We start from the raw sequence: 12,646 nt of genomic DNA, 5'->3' as shown, positions 1-12,646 counted from the left end.
AGACAAAGACAATGGCAGTTCCAGCAATGGGTGATCAGTTCAAGGGCTTGCCGATGGCAGATTTAATCGGCGGCCCTCTAATGGCGGCCAGCGATGCGCAAGTGAAGCTGGCCAACGCAACCGCGGACTTTATTAAGGTGATCGGCTTCCTTCCGCCGACGGAGGCCCAGGCCAAGACCTCGGGGGTAGGTGACGTTCGCACGGCATACTTTAAGTTCCGCCGTGCGAAGGCCCTCTTGGAGCCGTTGCCAGCGGGCGCATTGGCGCCGATGGAAGACGTGGAGATGAATATTCCACTGCTCGCGATCGTGAAGGTGCCAAGCCTGAGTATCAACTCTGTGGACGTGGTGTTCGATATGGAAGTGAAGAACTCGGAGACGTCCAAAGAGTCGTTCGACGCCTCAGCCAAGTTGGAAGCACAGGCGAAGATTGGTTGGGGTCCCGTCTCAGTTTCAGTGAACATCTCGGGTTCGGTCTCTTCGCATAAAGAGAACACGCGCTCGACCGATCAGTCAGCTAAATATCACGTGGAAGTGCATGCGGTGGACAACGGCATGCCGGAAGGCCTGGCACGTGTGCTCGACATTATGCACAGCGCGATTGTTCCGAGCACGCTGCCGGCACTCGAGTCGAGTAGCGGCACAACTGGGAATGACGGTAAGCCGTAAAGGGTCCCGGGAGTTGCATCGTAAGCAGCTCCCGGGCCAACGCACTATGGTTTTTGGCTTGCGGCCTGAGCCGAGCCGTCGGAGGACTTTGTGGCAGAAGCAGCGACCATCGACCTGAGTGAGATAGGTTTTGTGCATCGCATCACGGTCGGCTCCAACAATCCGGACCAACCCCAATTTGAAGTGAAAGCACACGCTGCGATGGCATTGCTGAACCGCTGCCTTGGTGACAGTCCCAAGGGCAGGATTCTAGGCATCGAGAAAGCGTTCACGGTGCTGAACGTAGGTGAGCACCAGGTGGTGCTGCAGGCGATGACTTACCACATCGGCTTCAGGCGCCGACCATTGTGGTTACCGGAGGCGCAGCCATGAGAACCCTGGAGCTCACGCTCGATGTGCTTGCCGCGTATGTGTGCGGGCACGTGGAACGCGCGCAGACCCGGCTCGATGCGCGCTACCAGCGCACGGCGAACCACGCCTCCGAGAACTTGCAGCAGCCTGACGTCTGTGTGGTTCTACGGAACAAAGCCGGGCAGCAGTACACACAGGATGCTGCTTTGGCCAATTGCCTTTCGACGCACGGCCGTGCCAAGCCCGTGGTGGAGAAGCTCACGCTTGAGTTGAAGATGGTGCTCAAGGAGGACTTGCCGCCGGAGCGTACCTGGTGGCAGCGCATACGATGCTTCTGGCAGCCTCACCCCGCATCCAGACAGCGTGTCGTCCAGATATCGTGCCCTGGCCGCGGCTATGGGGAAGGCGCGATTCTCATCGACGGGCACATATTCCGCACCTTCACCTTAAGCCGAGATAAGCAATGTTGAATCTACGCACCTTCTTCCGTAAGCGGCCACCGGACCCGGTGATCCTGGTCCTTTGCCTGGAGGACGAGGAGTTGCGCCGGTTGCGAGAGCTCGATGTCGCCCAGGCTCCCCAGTTAGACCTCCAGCTGAGCAGCGCCCATCATCAGGAGCCTGATGAGATCGGCCTGCCTTGAGGTGCGGGTTTTGGAGAAGATCGCCTGCAGATGCTTACGCACAGTGTCTTTCTTTACTCGCAGCAGGCCGGCCGCCTCCTCCAGGCTATGTCCTTGCATGAGGTGGATCGTGAGCTTTGTCTCTGCTGGCGTGAGGCCATAAAGACTCGCGATCAATTCCGGCGAAGACGGCTTACAGCGGTTAGGATCAAAAACATATGCGATCACGACGGTAGCTTGGGTGTTGCCAGACTCCACCCGTGGAGCGCGCTTGAGCACAACATCGATCCCGCGGTCGGAGATCCGGCACGGCACCTGCAAGGTGGTAATGAATGTGGGCTGTGTTGTCGAGGCGACTTGGCGCTCAAGATGCCGCACGGCTGAGTTCAGCATGAAGCTGTGATGGGCCGTCGAAGCACGTAGGCGACCTTTATAAATATGAAGACCATCTTCCTGATCGAGTAGCGCCGCAGCCGTAGAGTTGCGGCGCAGAACGAACGAATCGGCATCGAGCGTGATGATGCCGACCGGAATTGAATCGAGCAGCGAGCCCCAGAGCAGATCGTTAGCGTCCCCCGAATTTTGGGACATGTCGCTTCGGTGGAATACATTCTTAGGCAGGTAGTTCTCATGTGTAAGAGTCATATGTCCGTTCTACTCAGCTATGTCGTGACATTAGACCCGGAGAGAAAATCCCTTTGACGGCAGTGAGCCATCGCAAGGAAAACAGGACCTGCAAGGACCAGAGGTCGCGCGAGTGCCAGCGGGCTGTACAAATCTTTGGACCCCTGTTGAACTTCGCAACCAACGACAGGAATACTGCAGCGTCGAGTCTCATGCAGTGCCCATTTGGGGAATGTCCGCCGAGAATACGCTAGAGATCCACAGCTGCGTCGCTGGGATTGTTCAGACACAATATTCCCGTGCCTTCCCCATTCGCAGGGGGCTTTGACATACGAGGGGACCGTATGTTGAGCAAGCAATCGACAGAAGCATAGCGAATTTCTGTCGCTGCCTAAGGGAGACTTGCGATGATTCTGCGGCTGGGAGATCAAGGAGAACAGGTCCGCCAGGCACAACGGCAGTTGAACAAGATGGGCAGCCTGCTGGACGAAGATGGCATCTTCGGACGCGGCTGCTTAGCAGCCCTGAGCTCCTGTTGTGGGCAGATGAGGATTGCGCCTCGCACGGAGTACGACGACGAGCTCGATGATCTGCTGCGGCAGCAGCCCGAGCCTCTGCCGACAGTCGATATTTTAGCTATCACGTTCATCGCGCGCGAAGAAGTAGGCAGTCTGAATCTATACAAAACGCGCAATGCCTCGCCAGCGTTTCCAGGAGGTGAGAGTGGCATCACGATCGGCATTGGCTATGACCTGCGCTTTGCACGCGACAGCTTTAGGTCAGACTGGAGCGAGGTGCTTTCACAAACATCGATCGATGCACTGGCACCGTGGGCGGGCCGGCCGGGCAATGCCGATGGTGCAAGGGCGCTGTTCATGATCAGAGTGCCATGGTTGGCGGCTTGGAGTGTGTTTACACGTCTGACGCTGCCCAGAACGCTTGCAAAGGTACAGCAAAGCTTTCCGGGCCAGGAGGTGCTTTCGCCGCTATCGCGTGGTGCTCTGTTGAGCCTTGTTTACAATCGCGGCGCTGCGATGGAAGGCGACAGCCGCAAGGAGATGCGGGATATCCGCGAGGCCATTCGCGAGGGCCGGCTGAACGATGTTGCGCCGGCATTTCTGAGCATGAAGCGCTTGTGGCCGGCTTTGCCTGGACTGCAGGCGCGCCGCGAGCGCGAAGCGAAGTTGTTCAACTCAGGGCTCGCCTGAAGCGCACCGTAGGATCGATACGATCATCCACCTTGTAAAGGAGAGAAGAAATGAGAGCTAGCTGGAAAAGGATAGTGTTGGCGTCGAGCGCACTGATCCTCATGGCGGAAGCCGGAGTCAGTTCGCGAGCGCAGCACAGGCTAAAAGCCACACCTGTGCCTAAGTATACGGCTCTGGTGCGCAGAGGTGACGCGACACAAGAGTCGAATTACAGCGCTGAGAAAAGGGACGCGCAGGGTAACTTGCTAGTGGTCGATGTACTGTGCTCCCTGTGGATCCACTATCCACTCCCTCTAAAAGGGATGAAGGAGCTGATAGCGGGCCAGCCTGGCTTTGAGCATGGTGCTTCTGTTGCCGACAGCGCGTGCCTTATCGAGAATCAATACCGGGTGTGGTCTGTTCCCGAGCAAGACAAGCCACTGCGTTGTGTGGTCCAGCACGTACCGGTCTCCGTCATGCAGGGGTGCTTCAAGTTCCAGCCGGCAGAGTGAGTGTGCATGCGGATAGCGATTTTGAGGCCACAGGCACAAATTGTTGACCCGGCGGCCTCGATCAGCCAAGGGTCGGAGTTGCGTCGGCGCGTGACGGAGGAAGTGCAGGCCATGGCACTCTATGCCATGGGAGCGGGCCTGCAACTGCCCACCGGCGTGCTGCTCGCGTATGAGACACATGAAGTCAACGTGGAGCGGCTCGCACAATACCACGCGACGCTTTCGCGATCTATCTATCCCTCCACCCCGCGTGCGGTATTGGAGCTGTATCGCGAAGAGAAGCGGCATCCGCGATTGTCGCATCTGGTCCCGGTTTCGATCATGCGTCACATGCTTTTCGTGGCCTGCCTATCAACCGCCGTGCTGCTCCTTTGCTCGCTTTCGCCCAAGATTGATCAGAAGGTAATGCAGCAGGATTTGATCGAGGGCTCCGGGCTCACATTGTTGCTGTCGGAGATCTTTCTTATCGCGTCCAGTGCGGTGGGAAGCTCGTTTGCAGCATTGTTCAAGTTGAACCGGTATGTATCGGGAGGTACCTACGACCCGAGGTACGTGAGCAGTTATTGGGTGCAGCTTGTGCTGGGAGTAATCTCTGGGCTGTTGCTGTCAAAACTGTTCTTCCACTACTTGCAGAAAAATCACGCGGATCTGATGACGTCTTCGCTCAATCAGCCGCTCTTAGCCCTGATGGGCGGCTTCTCATCGTCGCTTGTGTATCGGGTGCTGACGCGTCTGCTTTCAGCCGTCGAGTCGCTATTTGGCGCGGAGTCTGCTGTGGGCGGCATCAGCGAACAACATCCGAGACGAACCACGCTAGGTGATGCGCCCGTGCCCGATAAAGCTTGACCATGGTCGGAGGGTCGTTGGTCTTATAGCATCGATGTGGATCAAGGCATAGAAATGAGGCAAATCGCTATTGGCCTTAGTGGACCCACTTTTAGATGCTAACCGATTGAAATAATGGTCGGGACGACTAGATTCGAACTAGCGACCTCACCCACCCCAAGGGTGCGCTCTACCAGGCTGAGCCACGTCCCGACTATGGTTTGCTCGTCATCCCAGGGCGGGAGACGGCGGGGTATATTGCAGTCCTAAGTGTACACGAACGTCCCACCCTCCGGTGAAACGCACGCAATCCCTAGTGGCTCGGCGCGACATACTCCTTCGGCAACTCTCCACCCTCGCCAAAGAAGAACGCGTTCATCTGCTCCACCAGAAACTCCTGCGCCTCACGCGTCCACGGCTGCAGACGATACTCATTCAACAGCATCTTTTGCCGCTCTACCCACTCGCCCCACGACTTCTTCGAGACGTTCTTAAAAATCTTCTGCCCAAAGTCCGAATCAAACGGAGGCTCGTCCAGCCCTTCCATCTCCGCCTTCAATCTCGTATCGAAAACCATATGTGCCATTCTCTTTTAGCTCCTTTGGAACTTCTATTTTACGATGCCGTACCGACAAATGCGCACCACGGAGGCATCGCCATGATATTTGCCTAAGACATCGCCGCCGCAACCCTCGCATCCACAACGGTCCGCAACGAGTTCTCAATCGCCACGCTAACTCCAAGCAGCACCGAAGCGACTGCCACATAACTACTTCCGCTTCCCCTTGGCCTTCTTATTCCGCTCCCGCGCCTTGGACTTCGTCTTCCCCTTCTTCCCCGACCGGTTCGGACTCGAATGCGTCCGCTCCCCACCCCCACCAGCCGTCGCCCCCGCAGCAAAAGGCTTCGACCTCCGCAGCGACAGCGGCGCAACCTCGACATCCTCCTCACCCGGCAGCAACGAAAATTGTAACCGCCGCTGTTGCCTATCGATCCGGTCCAGCAAAACATGCACCCGCTGCCCCATCCTGAATACTCGCCCATTCCGCGTCCCCACAATCTGCCGGTCCGTATCGCGAAACATATAGCGATCATCCTGCAACGAAGTCAGCGGCACCAGGCCTTCAATAAACAAGTCATTCAGCTCCACAAAAAATCCATACTTCGTGCAAGAGAGAATAATCGCGTTGAAGTCCTCCCCTACACGGTCCTGCATAAACTTGATCTTCTTCCACTCCATCAACTCACGTTCTGCATCGTCCGCCCGCCGCTCTGCATGGCTCGACTCCGCCGCAATCGCACCCAGCTCCTCCTCCGGAATCGGCCCCTCCAACGCCGGCCTCTCCACCCTCTCCGAACGCCCCTTCACCGACGCCTTCTCTCCCCACGGCTGCGGCCCATCCGACAAGATCGCCGCACCACGCGCATCCGCACCACTCTGAATCAGCTCCCGCAGCAGCCGATGCACAATCAAATCCGGATATCGCCGAATCGGCGAAGTAAAGTGCGTATAGCTCGGACTCGCCAACGCAAAGTGCCCTACATTCTTCTCGCTATACCGCGCCTGCTTCAACGACCGCAGCATCAGGTACGAAAGAATCCTCTCCTCCGCCTTCCCCGCAATCTTCGCCGTCAGCTTCTGGTACATCTGCGGCGTCACCGGAATCGCCTCCGCCACCTCATGCGTCTTCGCCGTCCGGTTCGTCCCCCACGCATCGCGCCGATCGCCCTTCGTCTGAATCCGCTTCACCGGCAAACTACTGAACCCCAGCGAGTATCCAAACTGGCTCGCCGTCTCCTCAAAGTCCACAATCCGCTTCGGATCGGGAGTCTCGTGAATCCGATACACACTCGCCACACCCTGCGCTTCAATCCACGTCGCCACGCACTCATTCGCCGACAGCATAAACTCTTCAATCAGCCGATGCGACCAGCCTCGCTGCGACTTTACGATCGCCTCCATATTTCCATCCGGATCGAACTGAATCACCGGCTCCGGCAGATCAAAATCAATCGAGCCCCGCCGATGCCGCTTCGCATTCAACTTCAGCGCAAGCTCATACATCCGTTCAAACTCCGGCACCAGCTCCGCAAACTCCGCGCGCGTCTCTGCATTCCCATCCAGCACACCTTGAATCTGCGTATACGTCATCCGCTTCGCACTGCGGATAATCCCCTCACACACCTCGTACCCCAGCACCTCGCCGCGCCCGTCAATCTCCATCAAACAACTCAGCACCAGCCGATCCTCATCTGGCCGCAAGCTGCACATCCCACTCGAAAGCTGCGGCGGCAGCATAGGAATCGCCCGATCCGGAAAATAAACTGAAGTCCCGCGCAGCCGCGCCTCCAGATCCAGCGCCGTCCCCGGCCTCACATAGTGGCTCACATCCGCGATATGAACCTGCAACTCCCAGTTCCCATTCACCAGTGGCGTCACCAACACCGCATCATCGAAGTCCCGCGCCGTCTCTCCGTCAATCGTCACAATCTTCAGCCCGCGAAAGTCCCTACGCTGTCCAGTCTCCTTCGCATCCAGAGTCTCCACCGTCTGCGCCGCACTCGCCGTAGCATCCGCCAGCACATTCGCCGGAAACACATGCGGCAGATGATGCTTGCGAATAATAATCTCCACATCCACGCCAAACGCATCCGGCGGCCCTAACACCTCGATCACGCGCCCCCGTGCAGCCCGCCCCACCGTCGGAAAATCCGTAATCTCCACATCCACCGCCAGCCCTTCCAGCGGACGATGCGGATCCAGCTCCTCTGACCAATGCACCTGCGAAGCCTGCGCCTCCTCCCCCAGTACGCGATGCGGCGTCGCCCTCGTCACCGACGCCGCCTCCGCACCCTCCGGAATCAGAATCGGCTGCGTCATCCGCTCATCCAGCGGCGTCACATAGTTCCCATCGATCACAGGCGCACTCTCCCACGCGCTCCGCCGATGCCCCCGCGCATAGTGAAAGATCCCCACCACCGTCGGGTTCCGCCGATTCAGCACCCGCGCCACGCGCCCCGACCGCCGCCCATCCCGTCCCGGCGGAGCCTCATCCACCAGCACCTCATCGCCCTGCATCGCGCCGTTCAACTCATTCGGTGGAATAAAAAGATCGTCTGCCCGATCCACACTCCCATTCGGCCGCACAAATCCATACCCATCCCTGTGCAGATCCAGCCGCCCCGCCACCAGATGGTCACGCGTAGCCCGATGCTCCACCGGCATCTCCACATCGCCGCGCTTCACCCGCTTCGTCTTCTCAGGGGTCGCCTCAGGCAAACTCCACTGCTCAACATCCGTCTTCACCAGCTCTCCGCGAGCCGTGATGCGCGCCAGCTGCTCCAGCAGCAATCGCCGCTCGCGCCCTCCGCCCAACCCCAGCTCGCGAATCAGTTGTTTATACCCGGCTCGATGCCCGGGCGAGCGCTCGATCAATCGCATCAGCGCACGGTCGGTCTGTGGATACGGAGTCTGTGCCATCCCCTCCGAGCATACAAGCTGTGGGAAAGATATGTCCTGCCGGACGGGCCGCCTGCTCGGCGAGAGGTCACTTCGTGACGCGTATACCTTATCGTGGCGCCACAAGCACCCTATCTCCTCCCGCTGGTCGGCACAATCATGATTCCGACCAACGGGAGGACCCACCGAAGGGGTATACAAGTCACGAAGTGACCTCCCGCCGAGCAGGCGGCCCGTCCGGCAGGACAAAAAATCACTTCAAGCTCTTAGACATCTCCGCCGCCTGTTCCAGCGTAGTTCCCACCGGCACCTGCACAAACTCCGTCTGCACCTCATCCTGCTGCTGCCCGATATTCTTAAAAAACAGCGCCTTCCCCTCGATATGCACATGGGTCTCGGTAATCTGCCAAAGCCCCGGCGCCACCTCCCGCCGCTCCACCCGGAACGTCCCACCCTGCCGCAGCCGCCCCAGCAGCCCCCACCCAATCGTCACGTCCTCGGTCAACTTCCCGCTGATCGTCACAATGCGATTCTGTCCCTTATCCACCACCAGCACCCCAGCCATCTGCCCCAGCACCCGCCCCTGCATATCCGGCGGGCTGAACTTCGTATTCGGCGCAAAAGCCAGCGTAATGTCCTTCGCATCCTCGCTCTGCACCTTCCAGTCAAACGCATCCGGAAGCATCCTCAGCAGCTCCTCCGCGTTCTTCCCATCCTGCACGCCATCTTTTTTCTGTTTCGCCAGCTGAGCCGAGTCGCGAATAAAACTCTGCACCCGCCCATCCTCCGTCTTCGCCTCATCCGCGCTTAACGGCCGCCCATTCCTGCTCACCAGCCGCTTCACCGAGCCATGGTCCGTCTCCACCACAATCGAGACCGTCTCCGTCCCATCCTTCTGCGCATCACGATACTTCCACCGAGTGTGATCGCTCAGATCCGCAGTCAACTCCGCATTCATCGCGGTCCGCACAATCTCCTTCGGCTCCCTGGCGTCTTGCCCATGAAGATCCACCGCACCGAACTGCATCCATCCTGTCAGCAGAAATCCCGCCACAACAAACAGACGAGAACAATACCTCAGATTTTTCATAGAACCCACGTCTTTAAGATGCGCATTCTTCAACAAGGTTTGTGTTTAGAACTCGAGTCATCCTATACCGTCCACTCTCGCCATCACCGTTGCTCTTGCCATTGTTCTTGCCGTTATTGTTGTTCTCCTGCCGTTGTTGCTCTTGTTTGTCCCTTTTGTTTGTCATCACCGCAGGGGATCTGCGTTTGTCGTTACAGTTGCTGTCGCCAGTCCTTTTGTTTGTCATCCCGTAGGGATCTGCTTTTGTCTTACCTCGCAACTCCACTAACCAACCCACTCCACCCGCACACTCTTCTTCCCCAGCCGCAGCGTAACCAACCCTCCCGCCTCCACACCGTCCAGCGTCTTACCACTGAACTTCACCCCATCCACACTCACCGCATTCTCCGCAATCTTCCGCGTAGCCTCGCCCGTCGAACTCGCCAGCCCCACAAGCACCAGCAACTTCGGCAGACGAACACTCGCCGCATCCACCGCCAGCCCCTCAGCCCCAAGCGAGACCTGCACCACCGGCACATCCTCACTCACCCCGCGCTGCTGAAACATCTTCGCCCAACCCTCAGCCGCAGCGTCCGCCTCTTCCTTCGAGTGAAAGTCCCGCGTAATCGCCCACGCCAGATTCTTCTTCGCCTGCATCGGATGCAGCGCACCCTCGCGCACCTGCTCTCGCATCGCCTCAATCTCGCTCCCGCGCAAATCCGTCAGCAGCGTCCAGTACCGCCACATCAGTTCATCCGAAACCGACATCAGCTTCCCATACATCTCCCCCGCCGGCTCATGCACCCCAATCGCATTTCCCAGCGACTTCGACATCTTCTGCACGCCATCCAGCCCCTCGATAATCGGCATCATCAGCACAATCTGCTGCGCCTGCCCATAGTGCTTCTGCAAGTCTCTGCCACGCATCAGGTTGAACTTCTGATCCGTCCCACCCAGCTCCACATCGCACTCCAGCGCCACCGAGTCATACCCCTGCGCAATCGGATAGATCAGCTCATGCAGCGCAATCGGCTGCTCCTCGTTGAACCGTTTATGAAAGTCCTCGCGCTCCAGCATCTGCGACACCGTGAACTGAGCCATCAGCTTCACCATGTCGTAGTACCCCAGCTTGTCCAGCCACTCGGAGTTGTACCTCACCTCCGTCGTCTCGCGGTCCAGAATCTTGAACACCTGCTCCTTGTACGTCTCCGCATTCACCGCAATCTGCTCCGGCGTCAGCGGCTTCCGCGTCACATTCCGTCCCGTCGGATCGCCGATCAGAGCCGTCGAGTCCCCGATCAAAAAAATAACCGTATGCCCAAGCACCTGAAAGTGCCTCAGCTTCCGCAGCAGCACTGTATGCCCCAGGTGCAGATCCGGCGCCGTCGGATCGAACCCCGCCTTGATCCGCATCGGCACGCCCGTTGCAATCGACTTCGTGATGCGCTCCTTCAGCGCCTCCAGCGGAACAATCTCCGCAGCACCCTTCGTAATCAAATCAAGCTGATCTTCCAGCGACGGAAACTTAGTCATATCGATATAAGTATAAAGACCCGAGCCATCGCCCTACTGCGCATTCATCAGATACCTGGCCTTCGCATCGTGAAGCTCTTTGATCTGCTCCTGCTTCAGCGTCCGAGCCGCGCCCAACTGATGCGCCACCAGCTCAATCTGCGCCAGATGCTCCACCGTCTCCATCCTCTGAAAAGCCTGCAGCAGCGTCCCCCCATAAGCCACCGCTCCGTGGTTCGCCAGCAAGATCGCATCGTGCCCAGGAATATAAGGCACCAGGCTCGCCGCCACCTCGCCCGTCCCCGTCGTCGCATACCTCGCCAGCGGCACCACCCCAAGCGTCATCACCGCCTCCTGGCACAGCATCTGCTCCAACCCCCGTCCCGCACACGCAAACGCCGTCGCGATCGGCGGATGCGAATGAATCACCGCCCCCACATCATCGCGAAAGTGATACACCGTCAGATGCATGCTCACCTCGCTCGTCACCTTCCGCGCGCCCTCCAGGTGCCTGCCCTCAAGATCGACGATCACCATATCGTCCGGCCGCAGCTGAAATTTGCTCATTCCCGTCGGCGTCACCAGCAGACGCTCCCTGTCCAACCGAACCGAAAGATTACCCGAAGTCCCCGGCATGAACCCCAGCCGATGAAGCAGCCTGCTAAACCGGCAGAGATCTCGCCTCAACTCGCCCATCGTACGGCACTCGTCGTCTACCAATGTTTACTCCTCTCCGCAACGTCACGAAACCCATTTCAGGTTCACGGTTAAAGTATCTTGAAAGGCGTCGCTTCGACAGCAAGAATAGGTTTCCGCGAAAAAGCTTCTTTGATACCCCGCCATCCCCTCCCAAAACGGTCGGACGCCATAAAGATTCCGCCCGCCGTAATCCCTCCCACCACCTTGTGATGACCCACTGCCGCCAGACCCATCGAAGCCAGACATCCGCACTGCTCGCAATCCGGCTCCCCGCCAAACTGGCACGGCGTAATCTGCGTCGTTAGGTCCGCCGAGATCGTCTTCGTCGTCCTCGCAAAGATACACTCCTCCGGACTCTTCGGCGGCGTCGCCATCTCATCGAGCACCTGCTCCGGCATATCCAGCACCGGATACTTCAGCCGCAACACCCTCAGCTCCGCAATCACCGCAGCCCTCTGGTTCGCCGTCAGTATCTCCGCATCCACCGCCCCCACCTGCGGCGTAAACAGGCTGAACCACACCTTCGCCACCTCCGCCCGTCCACTCCAGAAAGCAAGAAACTCATCCAGATACCCCGCCCTCTGCGCAATCTGCGACGTAATCGTGCAGTGCACCGTCACCTTCGAGCCCGCAATACTCTTCAGAATCCGTTCATACGTCGCAGGCTTACGCCTCTCATCATGCTCCGGCTGCAGCCCATCGATCGACACCACAACGTTCAGCTTTTTGAACTCCTTCCACGCACTCGGAATCACCCGGAACGCGCTCGTCACCACCTGCGTATGTACCCCGCGCCGCTCAATCTCCGGCAACAGCCGCTCCAGCTCCCGATACCGCACCATCGGATCGCCCCCCACCAGTGACACATGCAGCGGCCTTTCACGGTCGATCACCTCAAGCACACGCCGCACCAACTCATCCCCCTTGAAGTCCGAGAGCTCGCGCAACTGCGTCTCGCCTCCAAGATGAGCCGCATCGAACGCATAGCATCCCGGACAACGCAGCGGGCACTCTTTTGTTATCTCAATCGAAAGCGAAGGCGCCCTTCCATCCAGAATCGCCGCCCAGGCATGCAGTACTTCTGACTTCTTCATAACTCTCCAGAACAGATCGTCGA

Annotated in this window: 12 protein-coding genes and 1 tRNA gene; 5 read left to right on the top strand and 8 right to left on the bottom strand. The window is 58.5% G+C overall.

The features are described 5' to 3' along the window. Positions 1–11 precede the first annotated feature (11 nt). The 3 genes from GSQ82_RS21735 to GSQ82_RS21725 all read left to right on the top strand — a co-directional run bounded on the left by GSQ82_RS21735 (position 12) and on the right by GSQ82_RS21725 (position 1,489). Complete coding sequence (locus GSQ82_RS21735) at positions 12–668, top strand: DUF2589 domain-containing protein (protein ID WP_158794389.1); 657 nt, start codon at positions 12–14, stop codon at positions 666–668. A 90-nt stretch (positions 669–758) separates the two neighbouring features. Then, a complete protein-coding gene (locus GSQ82_RS21730; RefSeq protein ID WP_216847153.1) occupies positions 759–1,040 on the top strand; it encodes a hypothetical protein in 282 nt (93 codons plus the stop codon). Then, entirely contained in the window at positions 1,037–1,489 is a 453-nt protein-coding gene (locus GSQ82_RS21725; RefSeq protein ID WP_158794388.1) for a hypothetical protein, read from the top strand. Before GSQ82_RS21730 ends, GSQ82_RS21725 begins: the two co-directional genes overlap by 4 nt. Before the next feature lie 113 nt (positions 1,490–1,602). Here GSQ82_RS21725 and GSQ82_RS21720 read toward each other — a convergent pair whose 3' ends face one another. Continuing rightward, positions 1,603–2,286 carry a helix-turn-helix transcriptional regulator gene (locus GSQ82_RS21720; protein WP_158794387.1) on the bottom strand — a complete coding sequence of 228 codons (684 nt, stop codon included), beginning with the start codon at positions 2,284–2,286 and terminating at the stop codon, positions 1,603–1,605. A 386-nt stretch (positions 2,287–2,672) separates the two neighbouring features. Between GSQ82_RS21720 and GSQ82_RS21715 the strand changes: the two genes are divergently transcribed. Further along, positions 2,673–3,473 carry a hypothetical protein gene (locus tag GSQ82_RS21715; RefSeq protein WP_158794386.1) on the top strand — a complete coding sequence of 267 codons (801 nt, stop codon included), beginning with the start codon at positions 2,673–2,675 and terminating at the stop codon, positions 3,471–3,473. A 497-nt stretch (positions 3,474–3,970) separates the two neighbouring features. Continuing rightward, positions 3,971–4,810, top strand: coding sequence for a hypothetical protein (locus GSQ82_RS21710; RefSeq protein ID WP_158794385.1), 840 nt, complete (start codon positions 3,971–3,973; stop codon positions 4,808–4,810). 115 nt (positions 4,811–4,925) lie between these two features. On the opposite strand, the gene GSQ82_RS21705 is transcribed toward GSQ82_RS21710, so the two are convergent. The 7 genes from GSQ82_RS21705 to GSQ82_RS21675 all read right to left on the bottom strand — a co-directional run bounded on the left by GSQ82_RS21705 (position 4,926) and on the right by GSQ82_RS21675 (position 12,623). Beyond that, a tRNA-Pro gene (locus GSQ82_RS21705) sits at positions 4,926–5,002 on the bottom strand. A 100-nt stretch (positions 5,003–5,102) separates the two neighbouring features. Then, positions 5,103–5,375: an oxidative damage protection protein gene (locus GSQ82_RS21700; RefSeq protein ID WP_158794384.1), complete on the bottom strand. Its 273-nt coding sequence runs from the start codon at positions 5,373–5,375 to the stop codon at positions 5,103–5,105. A 183-nt stretch (positions 5,376–5,558) separates the two neighbouring features. Beyond that, the gene (locus GSQ82_RS21695) at positions 5,559–8,270 is read right to left on the bottom strand and encodes a ribonuclease R family protein (protein WP_158794383.1); all 2,712 of its coding nucleotides are present in this window, start codon (positions 8,268–8,270) and stop codon (positions 5,559–5,561) included. Between the two features lie 232 nt (positions 8,271–8,502). Continuing rightward, positions 8,503–9,339, bottom strand: coding sequence for a hypothetical protein (locus GSQ82_RS21690; protein WP_158794382.1), 837 nt, complete (start codon positions 9,337–9,339; stop codon positions 8,503–8,505). Positions 9,340–9,603: 264 nt separating this feature from the next. Beyond that, positions 9,604–10,851, bottom strand: a complete 1,248-nt coding sequence (tyrS, locus tag GSQ82_RS21685) for a tyrosine--tRNA ligase (RefSeq protein ID WP_158794381.1) — start codon at positions 10,849–10,851, stop codon at positions 9,604–9,606. 33 nt (positions 10,852–10,884) lie between these two features. Further along, entirely contained in the window at positions 10,885–11,550 is a 666-nt protein-coding gene (locus GSQ82_RS21680; RefSeq protein WP_254061842.1) for a class II aldolase/adducin family protein, read from the bottom strand. Between the two features lie 47 nt (positions 11,551–11,597). Then, the gene (locus GSQ82_RS21675) at positions 11,598–12,623 is read right to left on the bottom strand and encodes a radical SAM protein (protein ID WP_158794380.1); all 1,026 of its coding nucleotides are present in this window, start codon (positions 12,621–12,623) and stop codon (positions 11,598–11,600) included. Positions 12,624–12,646: the final 23 nt, after the last annotated feature.

Origin of the sequence: Granulicella sp. L60 (assembly GCF_009765825.1) — a bacterium.
Taxonomy (GTDB): domain Bacteria; phylum Acidobacteriota; class Terriglobia; order Terriglobales; family Acidobacteriaceae; genus Edaphobacter.
This window is presented reverse-complemented; position numbering and strand designations above follow the sequence as displayed.

Coding starts and splice junctions, on each gene's coding strand:
- GSQ82_RS21695 (WP_158794383.1), bottom strand. CDS start 8,270: ATGGCACAGACTCCGTATCCACAGACCGACCGTGCGCTGATGCGATTG.
- GSQ82_RS21715 (WP_158794386.1), top strand. CDS start 2,673: ATGATTCTGCGGCTGGGAGATCAAGGAGAACAGGTCCGCCAGGCACAA.
- GSQ82_RS21710 (WP_158794385.1), top strand. CDS start 3,971: ATGCGGATAGCGATTTTGAGGCCACAGGCACAAATTGTTGACCCGGCG.
- GSQ82_RS21720 (WP_158794387.1), bottom strand. CDS start 2,286: ATGACTCTTACACATGAGAACTACCTGCCTAAGAATGTATTCCACCGA.
- GSQ82_RS21725 (WP_158794388.1), top strand. CDS start 1,037: ATGAGAACCCTGGAGCTCACGCTCGATGTGCTTGCCGCGTATGTGTGC.
- GSQ82_RS21700 (WP_158794384.1), bottom strand. CDS start 5,375: ATGGCACATATGGTTTTCGATACGAGATTGAAGGCGGAGATGGAAGGG.
- GSQ82_RS21735 (WP_158794389.1), top strand. CDS start 12: ATGGCAGTTCCAGCAATGGGTGATCAGTTCAAGGGCTTGCCGATGGCA.
- tyrS (WP_158794381.1), bottom strand. CDS start 10,851: ATGACTAAGTTTCCGTCGCTGGAAGATCAGCTTGATTTGATTACGAAG.
- GSQ82_RS21690 (WP_158794382.1), bottom strand. CDS start 9,339: ATGAAAAATCTGAGGTATTGTTCTCGTCTGTTTGTTGTGGCGGGATTT.
- GSQ82_RS21675 (WP_158794380.1), bottom strand. CDS start 12,623: ATGAAGAAGTCAGAAGTACTGCATGCCTGGGCGGCGATTCTGGATGGA.